The organism is Pseudoalteromonas sp. RB2-MNA-CIBAN-0110 (genome assembly GCF_040309305.1).
GTDB classification, from domain to species: Bacteria; Pseudomonadota; Gammaproteobacteria; order Enterobacterales; family Alteromonadaceae; genus Pseudoalteromonas; species Pseudoalteromonas arctica.
In genome coordinates, this window is the sequence record NZ_JBEOOQ010000030.1 from 1 (window position 1) to 17,750 (window position 17,750).

Sequence of the window (17,750 nt, forward strand, 5' to 3'; positions counted from 1 at the left end):
ATTTGTATCACCTAACGTTTGATGAGATGCATAATAACATCTCTAAGTAGGTGGCCAAATTAACTATGCCACTTCACTCTGGGAGTCGGGCTATTCCTAATACTTTTAGAGGCGTTTTTGGCGATTACAAAATTGGTAACACTAAATTATACGGTTACGTTTACGATAAATGGAGCCGTCGACACGATGATAGATGGGAAGACTTTTCTACCGATCAATCGGCAACTGGTGCTATTAGCGTAATTTGGGGCGTAGGTGCTACGCATAAAAAAGACAATCTAATATTAGAGGCTGAATATTTAAATTCGCACAATTATTTAAGTAAAATCGGATTAAAAATCAGTTACGACATTAAGCTTGAGCAAAGTAAGTTAACCCTTTCAACTGGCATATTTACCTCACAAGATGATGGTGATTTATTTGTAACAGGCGCAGAGGGCGGAGATTTAGATGATGAAGATACATCTGGTGCATTAACAGGTTTAACTAAAAGTGAAAACGATGGATTTGCCTATTACCTAGATGCTGATTGGAAAAAAGATATTTGGAGTGTAGGTGCGGCATTTACTAAAGTAAGTGATGCTTGGATTGAAGATAATTTCAGTGGCGACCATGGTACAAACCCATTTCCAACTCGCTCATTAATTGGTGCCGATTTAACAAACCAAAATGAAACATCATGGCAAGCTCGTTTAGGAATTGATTTGAAAGCAGTATCGCCTGGCTTAACAACTAAATTTTACTACACAGACGGCAGCGATGCTGAAAACTCTGCATTGGGTAAGTTAGGTGGTACAGCCGACGAAAAATATTGGGCTGTAGATACTCGCTATAAAGTTGAGAAAATAAAAGGCTTAAGCTTACGTTGGTTATTTGTAGGTTATACAACCGAAAAATCAGGCAGTGTTGATGGTGTTAAAGGCGATAGAGCTGACCATCGAGTTTATGTAGATTACACTATTAAATTTTAAAATAACGTTTAATAAGCCAATGCAAATTTATACATTGGTTTTGTTTCCTTTTTTCATTATCTTTATGATAAAACTAACAAATCAATAATAAAAATTAAGCTAATATATGTTTTCTCTTCAACAGTGGCAATCACAGGGTCAATTTACTCAAATTAGTGGCCATCAAATTTTTACTAAAACAGCTGGTGATATAACTAAGCCTGCGCTGCTTTTAATACATGGCTTTCCAAGTGCTAGTTGGGACTGGGAAGGTATGTGGCAAACCCTTAGTGAACATTATTTTGTAATTACACTCGATATGCTAGGTTTTGGTTTGTCAGATAAACCTAAAAATGCAGGCTATAAAATTACTGAACAAGCCGACTTATATACTCAATTTTTAAAAACGTTAAATATTAATGATATACATATTTTAGCTCATGACTATGGCGATACTGTGGCTCAAGAGTTATTAGCAAGGCAAGTCGTTAGCCAAAGTGACTTTAAAATAAACAGTGTGTGCTTTTTAAATGGTGGGTTATTTCCTGAGGTGCATAAACCCTTATTTATACAAAAGCTTTTACTTTCAAAGCTAGGTTGGATAGTGCCAAAATTAATGAATAAACAAAAATTTGCCAATAATCTACTTACTATTTTTGGTAAAAGTACACCGCCTTCAAAACAAGTGGTAGACACACTTTGGGAGCTGCTAATTTATAAAGATGGCTTAGCCGTAATGCCCAAACTCATTAGTTATATAAAGCAGAGGCAGCAAAACCGAGCACGCTGGGTTGGTGCCATCATAAATAGCAATATACCACTTACGTTTATAGCAGGCGCAGAAGACCCCATCTCTGGTAAGCATATGATTGAGCATTATAAAAAGCTTATTCCCAATGCGCGCGTACAAGAGTTTGTAGAGCTTGGGCATTATCCGCAAGTAGAAAATCCAGATGCAATTACACAGGCTTATTTGAATTTTAGATATTGCCAATAAAAACGCGGCTACTAAATTAAGTGCCGCGTTTATAAATTTTAGAACTCTGAGTATTTAGGCTTTGAACCTTAATATTTTTGCTTTGGTGCTCTTAATTGTTTTTCAAACTCATCTGAAAACAATATCGTGCCATCATCTTCCTCTGTAGGGAAGGCAGCAATAAGTAAGTCATCTTCCTCAAGACCCGGTGTCCAGCGACTAAACCAGTCAGCAAGTGGGATTGCTTTAGCGCTGCAGCCAGCCCATTCTCCAGTTGCCCATGCTTCTGCAAATTCACGAGTTGGCCAAACTGGCACACAGTCGTCATCTTCGTTGGCAAGCATAACGCAGCCATCATCATCGTTTAAAATCCATACTTGCTTGAACTGTTGTACGGTTTCGAACATATAGGCTAGGCGTTTTTTTGCTCCAAGTCCTAAAATTACTGCGTGTTCTTCGCTTAAATTTGGCGTTGTCATAATTAGCTCACTCTTAATTACTATTGATATTAATATATCTAAATTATATGCACACAAGTATATCGAGTTATATGACAGAGTGTTGAAAAGTTGCTATTTAATTTCAGCAATGCAGATCTAATTTGTAGATTGATCAGTATAATTTCTCACTAATTTGAGCGATCATTCAAAAATAAGCTTGAATGTTTGTAAAAAGGCCACATTGTAGTAAGCATATACTTAATGAAGGATTGAAAAATGACAACTGATCTACTTGCTCCGTTTAAATTAAATAACACGATTGAGCTTAAAAACCGCGTACTTATGGCGCCATTAACGCGTTGTATGGCTGATGATAACTTAGTGCCAACACAAGATATGGTTGAATATTATGCTCGCCGTGCCGAAACCGGTTTAATTATTAGTGAAGCAACTATTATTCGTCCAGATGGGCAAGGTTACCCAAATACTCCGGGTTTATTTACCAGCGAGCAAATTCAAGGTTGGAAAAAAGTAACTGACGCTGTGCACGCTAATGGCGGCAAAATGTTTGCACAGCTATGGCATGTTGGCCGTGTTGCACACCCTCACTTTTTTGATGGCGATGTACTTGCTCCATCAGCAATTGGCGTTGAAGGCTCTGTCCCTCGTATGCGTGAGCTTACATACATCACACCAAAAGCAGCCACTACTGATGATATTAAAAGTCTAGTTGCTGATTTCGCAAAAGCTGCTGAAAACGCAATTGAAGCAGGCTTTGATGGGGTAGAGATTCACGGTGCTAACGGTTATTTAGTTGACCAATTTTTACATTACGCTGCAAATACACGCAGCGACGAATATGGTCAAACGCCTGAAAACATGTCGCGTTTTGCACTAGAAGTAACCGATGCGGTTATTGCTGCTGTAGGCAGTGATCGTACTGCACTTAGATTAACACCGGGTGCTTACTTTAATATGAGCGAAGATAGCCGCGATAAAGCGGTATTTGATTACTTATTAACAGAACTTGAAAGCAGAGAATTAGCGTACTTACACGGCGGTATTTTTGACGACAGCATGCGCTTTGACTCGCTTGAAGGCAAAAGCATCTCTGAATTTTTACGAGCAGGCTACAAAGGTACATTAGTAGGCGTAGGTAGTTATAGTTTTGAGTCAGCAAAAGAAGCTATTAACGATGCTAAGTTTGACTTAATTGCTATTGGTCGCCCACTTATTGCAAACCCAGATTACATTAGCAAAATTGCAAGCGGTGAAGAGTTAGTACCATACAGCGATGAAATGCTTGCACAATTGAAATAAATTACTATTTGTAATAAGTTCTAGAAAATAATTAAGACACCCAAAGTTAAACCTTTGGGTGTCTTTTTTTGTACATATTCCCGCCATAAATCTTCCATATTTGTTTAATTTTTATGTAAATAAAGTTCATCCTCGTTGTCATATTTAAAATTCATACTGTCCGCGTTTTCATATTTCATAATTAAAATCAAACGGGACAACAATGTACGCTTTAAAAAACAAATCGCTTTTGAGCATGGCTATTGCCATGGCTGTATCAACATCTGTTCATGCTAACGACAACACCATAGAAGAAGTAACCGTGGTTGCTAAACCAACGAGCTACGCTAACAATGTTATTGAGCCTGCAATGCTTGAGCAACAAAGTTCGGTATCGAGCATATTATCAGTTATTGATAATTTACCAGGTATTAGCATAAACGAAGGTGATGCATTTGGTGGCGACGATTGGTCTACTACAATCACCATGCGTGGTTTTAGTATTGATGGAAACCAACAACAATTAGGTATGACCGTTGATGGCATTCCCAATGGTGGCTCTAATTATGGCGGTGGTGCTAAAGCTAACCGTTACCTAGATAGCGAAAACCTTGCAACGGTTGAAGTAGGTCAAGGTACGTCTGATATTAAGTCGGCTTCACTTGAAGCACTAGGCGGGACATTTAACTTTGTAAGTAAAGACCCAAGCCTTGAAAAAGGCACTACCTTTGCTTATACATCAGGCAGCCACGACGCCACGCGTTATTACTTTAAACACGAAACAGGCACTGTTTTTAATAACACACAAGCGTACGTAAGTTACTCGCAAACAGATACAAGCCGCTGGATTGGTTCTGGCAGTAATGGGGGCAAAGACAACCAACACGCAGAGCTTAAGTTTGTATCTAATTTTGACGATTTAACGCTCACTGGTCGTTTATCTTACGACGATGTAAGCGAGACAAACTATAACAGCGTAAGCCTTGAGCAGTTTGAACAAACACCAGAGTGGGATCAGCTAACATGGAATTGGACAGGAGTTCCGCACTTTGACCAAATGTTTGCAGAAGGGTGGGGAACGCTTCGTGAAAATACCTTAGGCTATTTAAAATTTGAATACGCGATTTCGCCAACTTCATTATTAACCGTTAGCCCTTATTACCATAAAAATTCAGGTCGCGGCGATTGGATCCCACCTTACTTAACAACGCCTGTTGATGAAAATGGCGAACCAACAACGCAGGGAGGTACTAATGCAGGCTCTTATGGTTTTGCTGATAGTGAAGGCAATCCGCTTGCACCAAATGCCGATTGTACGCAAAGTTTGAGCTGGCCATGGGAGTCGGGTCCTGGTTTAAATCCTGCGTGTTACGATGCAACAGCAACGCCGGTTATGTCTTACCGCCATACGCATTACAACAAAGATCGTTTAGGTGTAACGGCAAATTACCAAGCTACATTTGGTGATCACGATATAGAAGCGGGCTTTTGGTATGAGCAAAGCGAGCGTGACGAATCGCGTGATTGGCACAAAGTAATTGATGCGCGTATTTATCATCACTTTGATAGCACGCCTTACTGGACACAATACAAAAACACTTTTGATACCGATACATTCAAATGGTACCTACAAGACTCGATTAATTTTGGTGACTTAACATTAAATATTGGTGCAAAACAGTATTTAGTTGAATTACAAAAGTACGACCACTTTGCTAACGAAAGATCAGATAAAGTAGATAGCGACTCAGACGTTTTATTTAGCGGTGGCGTATTGTATCAGCTAAATAACAGCACAGAATTATTTGCCAGTTACAGCGAGAATTTTTCCGCAATAAAAGACGGTGTACTTGAGCGAGACAGTTCAACACTTACAAACATAGAGCCAGAAACTGCCGACAATATCGACTTTGGTGTACGTTACCAAGCCGACAGATTAACTATTACAGCAACGGCTTACAGTGTTAAGTTTGATAATCGGATTACCTTTATTGCCCCTGGTAGTGGCACAGACGGCATTGATTACACGATTGGTACAAATGGCTCGTACGTAAATGTAGGGGGTATTGACTCAAATGGGCTCGAGCTTGCAGCAAGCTATATGCTAACACCAAGCTGGAGCGTGTACTCGTCGTATACGAATAGCAGTTCTGAGTATTCATCCGATGATCCAAATGCATACGATTCACAGGGCGTAATATTAAAAGACGAAAGTGGTAATGAGGTAGCACCAAGCTTTAGAAAAGGCGACAGCATAATAGATTCATCAGAGGATTTATTTGTGGTATCTACCGATTACTTTAGCGATGGCTTTCGTGTTGGTTTATCGGCTAAATACACCGGCGAGCGTTTAGGTGCATGGCAAGACGAAGACACGCGCGCCCGCAATAAAGTAGACGGCTACACCGTACTTGATTTTAATGCAGGTTATTCAACTGACGTAGATGCAGGCCCGTTTAAAGCCATTGACGTATCGTTTGTTGTTTATAACGTTACTGACAAAAGCTACTTAGCAGGTGGTACCGGTAACGGCGCTACTTATTACATTGGTGCGCATCGCACCGCAGCAGTTACATTTACCGCTGACTTTTAATTAGGTTTTAGTAATTGAATTAAAATAAAGCCCATCATTGATGGGCTTTATTATATGAAAGGGCGCAAACGCGATGAAAACAATTATAAAAGTAACACTATTTAGCTTAAGTGTATTAGCGAGCAACTTTGCAACAGCAGCGCAAAATGTAGTGCTGATAACGCTTGACGGAGTACGCTGGCAAGAAGTATTTAATGGGGCTGATAATAGCTTAATTAATAATACTGATTTTGTTAAAAAGCTTGAGCAATTAAAGACCCAATTTTGGGCAAAAACAGCAAATGAGCGCCAGCAATTACTAATGCCTTTTTTAACGCAAGTAGTGGCTAAACAAGGTGTAATTATTGGCGATAGGACTAACGGCTCTACTATGTCGGTAAGTAACCCGTGGTATTTTTCATACCCTGGTTATAACGAAATACTCACCGGTGAAGTTGACGAAAATATAAATAGTAACAACAAAGTGCTCAACCCAAATAAAACTATTTTAGAGCGTTTAGATAAGTTACCTGAGTTTAAAGATAGCACTGCCTTATTTGGTAGTTGGGATGTATTCCCATACATTGTAAATACTAAGCGCAGTAACGTGTATGTAAATGCAGGTTTTATGTCAATTGAAGAGAATTTATTCACCGATGCGCCACTCTTAAATGCGCTACAAAATGAAATTCCCAGTCCTTGGTATAACGTACGACTAGATAGTTTTACATATCGCTTTGCTAAAGCGTATATGTTGGCTAAAAAGCCTAAGTTGTTGGTGATAAGTTTAGGCGAAACCGATGACTTTGCGCATGATGGTCATTACGATCAATACCTTAAATCGGCAAGGCAACGCGTTTATAAAAGACTTATGGGCAACCATTCAAACTACAGCGGGTTATAAAAATAACACCACGCTAATTATTACTACTGATCACGGCCGTGGCAATAATGCCAACGATTGGCAACATCACAGCTCTAAACGTGCACTTGCTGAACTAGAGTTAGGTGAAAATACCTACCCAGAAGGAATTGTCGGCTCTGAACATATTTGGCTTGCAGCCATTGGCCCCGCAATAAAAGGACGTGGCTTAATTAAAACTGAAAATGAGCTTAAACAAGTGCAAATAGCGGCTACCGTTTTAAAGGCTCTTGGGCAGAACCCAAATGAAATAAATTCAAATATGGCGCCTGCTATTAGCGAGATTTTAAAATGAAGAACCTATTAAAACCATTGACCCTATCTGCCTTGGCGTTGAGTTTGGTTATTAGCGCAAGTGTTACTGCCGCGCCATCTAAAATTCTATTTGGTTCGTGTGGGCATCAAGATAAAAACATACCCATATTTAATGCAATTAACAAAGAGCAAGGGGATTTGTTTATATTTTTGGGTGACAATATTTACGGCGATACCAACGATATGGATGTACTTGCCGATAAGTACCAACGTTTAGGGGCAAAGCCTGGTTTTAAAACGTTAAAAGCGCAAACGCCTATCATTGCCATGTGGGATGACCACGATTATGGCCAAAACGATGCAGGTAAAGAGTATCCGCATAAAGAGCAATCACGCCAAATTATGCTTAATTTTTGGGATGAACCTGTAAACTCAGCGCGTCGCACTCGTCCTGATGGAATTTATACCTCGTACTTGTATGGTGAAAATGAGCAAACCATACAAGTAATAATGCCTGATTTACGTTGGAACCGTGATGCGCTAAACCATGTAGGTGAGCTTGAATACGACACTAAGCGTAAGTTAAATAACCAAGGCCCGTATAGTCCTAGTGAAGTGAAGGGCGCATCAATGCTAGGTGAAGCCCAGTGGCAATGGCTTGAACAAGAGCTTAAAAAGCCTGCTGCAATAAAATTGATTGCCTCAAGCTTACAGCTTTTACCCGATTTTACAGGTTGGGAGTCATGGGCAAACTTTCCTGAAGATAGAAACCGTTTATTTGCATTGATTAAAAAGCATAAGGTAAATGGGGTAGTGATCATCAGCGGCGATACGCACTGGGGTGAAATATCAAAGTATCAGCAAAACCTTGATTACCCATTAATTGAGATGACCAGCTCTGGCTTAACTGAAAAGTGGAAAGATGTAAGCCCTAACAAACACCGAGTAGGGAATTTTACTCATAACGTAAATTATGGTGATTTAAGCATAGACTGGCAGCAAATTGACCCCACTATTTCACTTAAATTAAAAGGCATTGATGGCGAAGTAATAATGCAAAGTGACTTTAGTTTATCAAGTATTAGCCCTTATAAATAAACTCACTACTACGCACAGTATATAAAATAGATGCTGTGCGTATAAAATCTGTAAGTTAGTTCTTAACTCTCTGATTTATTAAAGCCAATTACCCGTTTGCGCTACCCCTAATATTGAAAATATCTTACACTGGTTTTATCTCAAGCAAGGTCAGTGTTATATGCTAAATATTATTCAATCAAACCGGATGGAAGCCCTGCAAGCGCAGTTCCACCAGCTATTAAAAATAAACCCATTGCAAAGCCCGTTCGACAAAGAGGTGGTGCTAGTGCAATCGCCGGGTATGTCGCAGTGGTTAAAAATAGGTTTGAGCGAAAACTTAGGGGTCGCAGCGCAGGTAGATTTTCCGCTGCCGTCGAGCTTTATTTGGCAGTTGTATCAGCAATTACTGCCAAATGTCCCTAAAGAGTCGGCATTTAATAAGCCCAACCTTGCTTGGAAACTGTTCGCAATTTTACCAACCTGCATTGATGAACCGCTTTATTTGCCGCTAAAAACTTATTTAGAGGGCGATATAGACGGGCAAAAAACCTTTGCACTGTGCGAAAAAATAGCCGATGTGTACGACCAATATTTAATGTACCGACCGCACTGGATAGCCACATGGGATAGCGGCAAAGATGAGCTTGATGACGTAGATGTAACCATTGCCCCATGGCAGCCTGACTTATGGCGACGCATTGTAAAACTAAGCCAAGAACTTGGGCAAAGCCAATTTCATCGCGCTAATATGCAAGGGCAGTTACTTGCAGCACTTGAGACTATGGACAATAGCATACTGCCACAACGCATTAGCTTATTTGGTATATCGGCGATTGCCAGCTCCCAGCTAGACGTATTTGAAGCGCTGAGTAAAAAAACAGAGGTTATATTATTCTTTTTTAACCCGAGTGAGCATTACTGGGGCGATATTATAGATGAAAAAACAGCAGCTAAAATAAGCGCTAAATACGCTAAAATGCCGCTGGTGGAAGCGCAACAAAAAAAACAAACCAATCCAGATGAAGAATACTACTTTATAGGTAATCCATTGTTATCGTCGTGGGGTAAATTAGGTCGCGACTATTTTGAACAACTTGTACAGCTAGATGCCCGTTGGATTGACGGTTTTATTGATGTGTTTGACGACACCTTACTAGGGCAAGTACAAAGCGAGATTTATCAGCTTGCGTTTAAAGGCGAATCACTGACCGATAACAAAGAGTGGTTTATAAACGACGAAGGTAAATTACCAATCAGCGCAGCCGACACTAGCATTACGCTCAGCGATTGCCATACACCGCTCAGAGAAGTTGAGCGCTTGCACGACTACTTACTTAACTTATTTAATCAAAACCCAGCGCTTACCCCCAAAGACATAATCGTCATGATGCCCGATGTAGGCACTTACAGCCCTTATATTGAAGCTGTATTTGGCGGGGCACAAGGCAGCCGCTTTATTCCTTACGCATTGGCCGATTTAGCCATAGAGCAAGAAAAGCCCGTCCTTAGCTCATTTGCGAGTTTAGCTAACTTACCGTTTTCGCGCTTTGGTGTGTCGGATATTCTCGATTTATTACAAGTGACGCAAATAGCCGCAAAATTTGGACTTGAAGCGCACGAATACGAGCAAATTCAATACTGGCTTGAACGTGTAGGCGTTAAATGGGGTATAAACGCAGCGCATAAAAGCAGTTTTGATTTGCCCGCTATCGATTTAAATACCTGGCAACATGGGCTCAACCGTTTACTGCTTGGTATTGCCATGCGCGACGAGCAATGCCCGTTTAACGGTATTTACAGCGCTGATGAAGTAGAAGGTATGGCGCTTGATACACTCAATAAGCTCGTGCACTTTATTGATGTACTGCAAAGCTTTAAAGAGCAGCTAACGGGCGATGATACGCTCACTAATAAAGCGCATATTTTAAGCGAGCTGTTAAACGCAATATACGAAAGTGAAAGCGATGACAGCTGGGATTTATTAGTACTTCAAAACGTGCTCGAAGAGTTACAAAAGCACCACGACAACGGCGATTACAGCAAAGCGGTTTCGCAGCGTATTGTTAGTTACTTGATTAAACAAGGCATTCAAGAAAAAGGCGTAGGGCAGCGGTTTTTGGTCGGGCAAGTAAACTTTTGTACGCTTATGCCCATGCGCGCCGTGCCATTTAAAGTGGTATGCATGCTGGGTTTAAATGATGCCGACTACCCGCGTAACGTACAGCCCATTGGTTTTGACTTAGTGCCTTATTCTAAAAAGCAAAAAGGTGACCGATCACGTAAATTAGATGACCGTTACTTATTTTTAGAAGCGCTATTAAGTGCTCGCGACAACTTATACATGAGTTACATTGGTCGCTCGTGTTTTGATAACCAACCGCGCATGCCATCAACGCTTGTAAGTGAGCTGTTAGAATATATTGGGCGTAGTTTTGTATTAAGCGATAAAAGTGAAAAAACGCTGCCCGCATGTCTAATCAATCAGCAGCATTTACAGCCCTTTAATAGCCATTATTATTTAGCCGATGAGCAAGCCAATACTGTGTTGAGCAACCACAGTTATAATCCAATTTGGCTGCCAAGTGAGTCAATTAAACCACAGCCAGTTATTGCACTTGATGTGACTGTGCCAGAGCAGCTAGATCTAGACGTGTTTATTAGAAGTGTGTGCAGCGCACAAGAGAGCTTTTATCAGCAAACATTAGGTTTACGCCTGCCACAATTTAACGAAGTAGCAAAAGACGAAGAACCATTTAGCCTAGATGCACTGCGCCGTTATTTTTACCTTGATGAAATACTTAAAGCCAATATAAACGAGCAACCACTAAGTACCGAGCAAATACTGCAGCGGGGTGAGTTACCTCAAGCCAATGTAGGCAGTCTCATATTTGAGGGTATGGAGCACCGAGTTGACGCGCTTGCAGGGCAAGTAAAAGAGCACATTAAAGGCGGGAAAAGTGAGCCAATAGAAGTTTTGCTTACTATTGAAGGCACCAAAATAGAGGGCTGGCTCAATCATGTTTATTTGCAAAAACAAGTGTTTTATCGCAGTGCGAGTATTAAAGCGAAAGATTTAATTAAAGGCTTTATTTATCACCTCGCAGCGCAAAGTATGGATCAACAAGTAGAAACATTGTTACTTGGGCTCGATAAGCAAATTACCTTTGCGCCAATTAATAAAGCTGATGCCGATGCATTGTTACTTGATTGGTTTGAGTTATACAAAGCGCTGCGCGCAGAGCCTGTGCCATTTTTTCCGGTAAGTGGTTATGAATACGTTAAAAGCGGCGGCGATATAACAAAAGCAATGAGCAAATTTAGCCCGCAATACATAGGGCGAGGCGAGGGCGAAAATCCGTATATTCGCTTAACGGTGCAATCGCTAAACGACTGCCAAGAAGAATTTATAAAATGGAGTGATAAATTGCTCACGCCTTTATTTGAACACGCAAAGGAGAGTGACCATGCAAGCACTTAATCCTCTTACTATGCCGCTCATTGGTCAAAGTTTAATAGAAGCCAGTGCGGGTACCGGCAAAACCTATACGATTACGGGGCTGTATTTACGTTACTTACTAGGCATGCAAATAGAAGGTGAGTTAAATACGCCGCTCAGTGTTGAGCAAATTTTGGTTGTAACCTTTACCGACGCCGCCACCCAAGAAATTAAAGACCGCGTGCGCAGCCGAATTATTGCTGCACGCGACGCACTGCTTGGGCAAGACCCAAACGACGAACTCATTGAAGGCGTAATTGCCAAAATTGATGATAAACATCGCGCGTTTGATTTACTCGATGCAGCTGCTAAATCAATGGACGAAGCGGCTATTTTTACCATTCATGGCTTTTGTCAGCGGATGCTAAAACAACATGCGTTTGAGTCGGGTGTGGCGTTTAATCTCGAATTTATTTTAGATGAGCGCGACATACTGCTCGAAACCATTAAAGATTTTTGGCGTGCGTTTGTATACCCACTTAACAAAGAACGCACCGATGCTATTTTAGATGTATTTGCCGCACCCGAGGCTTTATTCGCTCAAGTGGCGAGCATTTTAAACAAAGCTAATGCGCACATTACGCCACAAATAAAATTAGACGATGTATGGGAGGCGCGTGACGAGTACATAACACGTGTACCTGCATTTAAAAAAGCGGTGTTAGAGCAAGAGTTTATAGGTGCTATAAAAGGCTCGGGTTTAAGCGGGTCTAAAACGCCAGCACGAAAAGGCAGCCTTGGTGCGCTTGAGGCATTTTGTTTAGGCGGTGATTTGTTTTTTGAATTTGGCACTAGCAAGTATTCGTTTGAAGTGTGGAGTACAGAAAACTTAAGCGATGCAGGCAACTATAAAAAAAATCAGCCATTATTTGTGCATCCATTGCTGAGTCAATTTGACGAGCTTGTCGCCCTTAATAACACCATAAACCAAGGGCTCAAAATAGCAGTTATACAACATGCAGCACGCTGGGTAAAAGCTGCAATAGTTAAGCGCAAGCAAGAGCAAAGCGTGATCACCCCAGATGACTTATTGACCAATTTACATAGTGCGCTTAATAACGAGCAAGGCGACGTACTGGCGCAAAAAATTGCGCAGTTGTTTCCGGTTGCCATGATTGATGAATTCCAAGATACCGATCCGATTCAGTACGGTATTTTTAGTAAAATTTATGGGCAACAAAATACCACGCTTGCCATGATAGGCGACCCTAAACAGGCTATTTATGGCTTTAGGGGCGCGGATATTTTTACGTATATTGGCGCAAAAGAAGCTGTACAGACTGATCAGCAATTTACGCTGGGTACTAACTTTCGCTCAAGCACCGACATAGTAAATAGCGTTAATAGTTTATTTGGCAAACACGCTAACAGCTTTATTTATAACGACGCCATACCGTTTAACGCAGTGGCTGCTAAAGGCAAAAAAGCAGATGATTCTTTTTTAATTGATGGCAAACCCGCTACCGCATTCGAATTTAATGTATTTGTGGATGAAGCCGCCGATGAAAAAAACAAACCAACCAACAAAGGTGTAGGGCAAGCGCATTTAGCCACTCACTTTGCTAATAAAATAGTGACCCTGCTTGAAAAAGCAAAACAAGGGGACGCGTGTATTGGCAGTAACCCTGTAAGCGCTGCCGATATTTGTATATTAGTGCGCGACCGTGTTGAAGCGCAAATAATGAAAAAAGCGCTTAGCGAAGCCAAAATAGCCAGCGTGTACTTATCACGAGAAAGCGTTTTTAGTCAAGAGCTTAGCCATCACCTACTTAACTTTTTAACAGCGCTGCATGGACAATATGATGAGTCATTGCTGCGCGGTGTTTTAGCTGGTCCATTATTTTGTTTAAGTTATAACGAAATACACGCACTCGCCGATGATGAAAATAAATGGCAAGACTATTTAAACTTTTTTGCACAACTTAGCCACATTTGGAACAAGCAAGGCGCTATGGCAATGCTTGAGCGCTTAATGAGCCACAACCAGCTTAGCGCTAAATGGCAAGGGTTAGGGTATAACGTAGAGCGTTGGCTGACAGACTTTAGGCACTTGGGCGAAATACTTCAGCAAAAACAAATAGAGCTTGAAGGTACGCTGCGTTTACTACGCTGGTTTGCACAAAAAGTAAGCCAACAAGACGGTGAAACAGTACAAGTACGCCTAGAAAGTGACGCCAACTTAGTTAAAATTGTCACTATGCATGCCTCAAAGGGGCTTGAATATCCACTGGTATTTATGCCGTTTGCTAGTGGCTATCGCGAAACTAAAGAAGCGCTTTATCACAATAATGGCAAACTAATTTATGATTTAAGTAAAGACGAAGATGCCCTTCAAAAAGCAGAGCAAGAGCGCCTAGCGGAAGATTTACGCCTGCTGTATGTAGCACTTACTCGCGCTGTGCATTTTTGTGCACTTGGTGTTTATAACATTGGGCAAGGGCAGAGTAGCCGCTTAGCAATGCAAAGTAGTGCACTAGGGCATGTTTTATTTGCAGGGCTTGAACTTGCTAGTAGCCAAACATGGCGCACGCATTTAAGTGAGTTTTGCGACGCTAATAGCGCGATGAGCTATCAGCAATTTACCTCGCAAACGTTATTAGAGCAGGGCACGCTTTGTTTTAGTAATAGTGAAATTGCGCAGCAAACATTAAGTGTTAATAGAGTAACGGCAAATATTGAGCGTAACTGGCGAGCAACCAGCTTTAGTGCGTTGAGCTTTAAAAAGCACAGCGACCAATTAGCCCCAGGGCGAAGTGATGAAGATCACGAAAAAGACGAGTTTGCAGTGCAAGAGGACGAACTACCGTCACCTTATAGTTTTCCTAAAGGACCAAAGCCGGGTAGCTGTTTGCACGAAATATTTGAACAAATAGATTTTATTAGCCCAATAGTTCACCCAACTAATACCGAGCAAAACTTATCTGAGGTAGTTAAGCGCAGCCTTGAAAAGTATCACATAGGTGAGCAATGGCGAGAAGTGGCCGAAAAATGGGTGCTCGATGTTCTTGCGTGCCCCCTAGATAAAAGCTCTCTAGAAAACAGCCTTCTTTCATTAGGTGTGCTTACACCAGGTGATTGCCTAGTCGAAATGGAATTTAATTTACCCCTTGAGAGCTTAAGTGCACCTAAGCTAAACGAAATGCTGGTTAAACATTTTGGCTTTACGCAAAGTAAGCTTGAATTTTCACAAGTAAAAGGTTTGTTAAAAGGCTTTGTCGATTTAATATTTTGCTACCAAGGCAAGTATTATATTTTAGATTATAAGTCTAATTATTTAGGCAGTACGCCAGCTGATTACGAAGGCGATATGCTTGAGCAAGCAATGAGCAGTCATCAGTATCATTTACAGTATTTAATCTACACGGTAGCGCTGCATCGTTTATTAAAGCAACGTATAGCCGATTACTCGATAGAAACCCATTTAGGCGGTGTGTATTACACGTTTTTACGTGGAATGCCGGCAGGGCAAGGCGTGTACTTTAAAAAGCTAACTGTAGAGCAAGTAACTATTTTAGATGGCTTATTTAGCCAAGGAGCCATGCTATGAGCGATTTAAATGAGCAACCTGGCTTGTTTGACGATATAGACGAGACACTTAATGATGAAGCTAAAATGGTAGTACAAAATACTGCGCCAGGTGCCGTACAAGAAGGCATTACGATAAATAATGCGATTACCGAAGTGCCGTTACTTGAGTATTTATTAGCGCAAAACCGACTACGTGTAGTTGATGTAAAGCTCGCGGAATTACTGTGTGCTAATGACATTGAGCAAACTCACAATGAATTATTTTATATTATTTTATTACTGTGCTTATCGCAGCAAAGCCAACATAGCTGCCTAACCTTAAATGAAGTTGATTGGAGTAATCCTTTTAACTTGCGCAACAGTGACTTTAATAAACTCGATGGCAATGTACCCAGTACGCTAAGCCCGTTTAGTGATGACTTTAACGTACATACGGCGCTTAATTATTTACAAAGCCATGAAAGCGTAGGCGAAAATAAACCACTACAACTGTTTAACGAGCGACTTTATTTTGCGCGCCTTGCCGGTTATGAGCAAACACTCGCAGATAGATTATTAAGCATGAGCGAGCGAAAGCTCAATATTAATAATGAAGTATTGGCAGCGCTTTTAAATACCTATTTTCCTGCTGATTCAACTGTTGAAACTGATTGGCAAAAAGTGGCGTGCGCGATTGCTGCAACCAAAGGCTTTAGTGTGATCACGGGTGGGCCTGGCACAGGTAAAACCACTACAGTGACTAAGTTGTTGGCTATTTTACAGTCACTTTATGAAACAGCACCCCTTAGCATTAAACTTGTGGCCCCTACAGGTAAAGCCGCTGCACGCTTGAGTGAGTCAGTCTTAGGTGCTAAAAATAAACTAACAATTATTCCTGATAATATTAAAACGCTGATACCACAAAACGCTCAAACTATTCATCGCTTATTGGGCGTAAAACCGTTTACTAATAAATTTAGGCATAACAAAAGCAATCCGCTGCATTTAGATGTACTAATTATTGATGAAGCCAGTATGGTCGATTTATCGCTGATGGCTAAATTAATAGAAGCGCTGCCTGCGCACGCGCGATTAATACTTTTAGGTGACAAAGACCAACTTGCCTCGGTGGATACCGGCAGCGTAATGAGCGATTTATGCCAAGGTTTAACACTTGGGCAAACGCCAAGCTACTCGCAAGCACGTTGTGATGAGCTAAATAGTTTATGTTTTAATAATAAACCTAAACTCGTATCGCAAAGCGTGAGTGAATTTAAACTTGCAGATTGCATTGCCTTTTTACAGCACAGTTATCGATTTGACGCACAAAGCGGTATTGGTCAACTCGCACTTGCGGTAAACACCAATAACACCGGTATTTTAAATTACGTAGAGCAAGAAAGTAGTGAAGGGCGTTTTAACGATGTAATTTTAGATTACGATTTTGTAGTAAAACCGATTGAAAAGCTCGTTAAAAGTGCAGCAAGTCATTATGCAAAATACCTTAACTTAATTGCCCAAGGTGCAGATGTTGCACAGGTGCATACTGCTTTTGCTAGTTATCAGCTTTTAGCTGCGGTACGAGAGGGCGATTACGGCGTTCATAGCTTAAATCAACGAATAGAGCGCGTGTTGCAACAGCAAGGTTTAATTACCGTAAGTCCTAATACTCACCACTACACGGGTATGCCTATTATGGTGAGCCAAAACGATTACCAGCTTAAGTTATTTAACGGTGATATTGGTATTTTAATGCCCGATGAAAGTAATCAGCTCAAAGCCATATTTATTGACGAGCAAGGTAATCAACGAGCATTTTCACCTGCACGACTCCCTGCACACGATAAAGTCTATGTAATGACTATTCATAAATCACAAGGCTCAGAGTTTAGTTACACAGCCATGGTACTGCCACCGCTAAAACAAGCGCGCATGGGTATTAACAGGCAATTAGTGTATACGGGAATAACCCGTGCTAAAAATAAGTTTGAGCTGGTGGCTGACAAAAAAGTACTGCAATTAGCAATGAATAAAAGCGTATCGAGAGCGTCTGGATTGTATGAAAGATTAAAGTTTGAGAATTAAAAGTTCTGCTGGGACATAGAAGTTATTTTATTGATGTATCCACATATTTGTAGATACCAGTGTTTATGTATTGGCTATTTTAAAACTTTCTGAATCTAGTAATTAAAGCTCTTATTATTTATCGCGTTATAAATAATATCTTCTATAATAAAATTAATTTCATTTCAT

The 17,750-nt window shown here is 40.7% G+C and carries 9 protein-coding genes and 1 pseudogene; 9 read left to right on the top strand and 1 reads right to left on the bottom strand.

The genetic code is table 11. The annotated features are described in order from the left end of the window. Window positions 1-65 precede the first annotated feature (65 nt). Both AAEY68_RS14375 and AAEY68_RS14380 read left to right on the top strand, forming a co-directional pair. The gene (locus AAEY68_RS14375) at window positions 66-971 is read left to right on the top strand and encodes an OprD family outer membrane porin (protein WP_350586187.1); all 906 of its coding nucleotides are present in this window, start codon (window positions 66-68) and stop codon (window positions 969-971) included. 106 nt (window positions 972-1,077) lie between these two features. Continuing rightward, window positions 1,078-1,947, top strand: a complete 870-nt coding sequence (locus AAEY68_RS14380) for an alpha/beta fold hydrolase (protein WP_169043457.1) — start codon at window positions 1,078-1,080, stop codon at window positions 1,945-1,947. Window positions 1,948-2,015: 68 nt separating this feature from the next. Here AAEY68_RS14380 and AAEY68_RS14385 read toward each other — a convergent pair whose 3' ends face one another. Next, window positions 2,016-2,405, bottom strand: a complete 390-nt coding sequence (locus tag AAEY68_RS14385) for a DUF2750 domain-containing protein (protein WP_010554046.1) — start codon at window positions 2,403-2,405, stop codon at window positions 2,016-2,018. Between the two features lie 237 nt (window positions 2,406-2,642). On the opposite strand from AAEY68_RS14385, the gene AAEY68_RS14390 reads away from it, so the two are divergent. The 7 genes and pseudogenes from AAEY68_RS14390 to recD all read left to right on the top strand — a co-directional run bounded on the left by AAEY68_RS14390 (window position 2,643) and on the right by recD (window position 17,582). After that, entirely contained in the window at window positions 2,643-3,686 is a 1,044-nt protein-coding gene (locus tag AAEY68_RS14390) for an alkene reductase (RefSeq protein ID WP_350586190.1), read from the top strand. Between the two features lie 202 nt (window positions 3,687-3,888). After that, window positions 3,889-6,258, top strand: a complete 2,370-nt coding sequence (locus AAEY68_RS14395; protein WP_350586192.1) for a TonB-dependent receptor domain-containing protein — start codon at window positions 3,889-3,891, stop codon at window positions 6,256-6,258. Window positions 6,259-6,331: 73 nt separating this feature from the next. Beyond that, a pseudogene (locus tag AAEY68_RS14400) lies at window positions 6,332-7,454 on the top strand (phosphoglyceromutase). Beyond that, complete coding sequence (locus AAEY68_RS14405) at window positions 7,451-8,512, top strand: alkaline phosphatase D family protein (RefSeq protein ID WP_350586194.1); 1,062 nt, start codon at window positions 7,451-7,453, stop codon at window positions 8,510-8,512. The pseudogene AAEY68_RS14400 and the gene AAEY68_RS14405 overlap by 4 nt, the downstream one beginning before the upstream one ends. Before the next feature lie 160 nt (window positions 8,513-8,672). Continuing rightward, the gene (gene recC, locus AAEY68_RS14410; RefSeq protein WP_350586196.1) at window positions 8,673-11,972 is read left to right on the top strand and encodes an exodeoxyribonuclease V subunit gamma; all 3,300 of its coding nucleotides are present in this window, start codon (window positions 8,673-8,675) and stop codon (window positions 11,970-11,972) included. Then, a complete protein-coding gene (gene recB, locus AAEY68_RS14415) occupies window positions 11,959-15,537 on the top strand; it encodes an exodeoxyribonuclease V subunit beta (protein ID WP_350586198.1) in 3,579 nt (1,192 codons plus the stop codon). The genes recC and recB overlap by 14 nt, the downstream gene beginning before the upstream one ends. Further along, the gene (recD, locus tag AAEY68_RS14420; RefSeq protein ID WP_350586200.1) at window positions 15,534-17,582 is read left to right on the top strand and encodes an exodeoxyribonuclease V subunit alpha; all 2,049 of its coding nucleotides are present in this window, start codon (window positions 15,534-15,536) and stop codon (window positions 17,580-17,582) included. Before recB ends, recD begins: the two co-directional genes overlap by 4 nt. Window positions 17,583-17,750 lie beyond the last annotated feature (168 nt).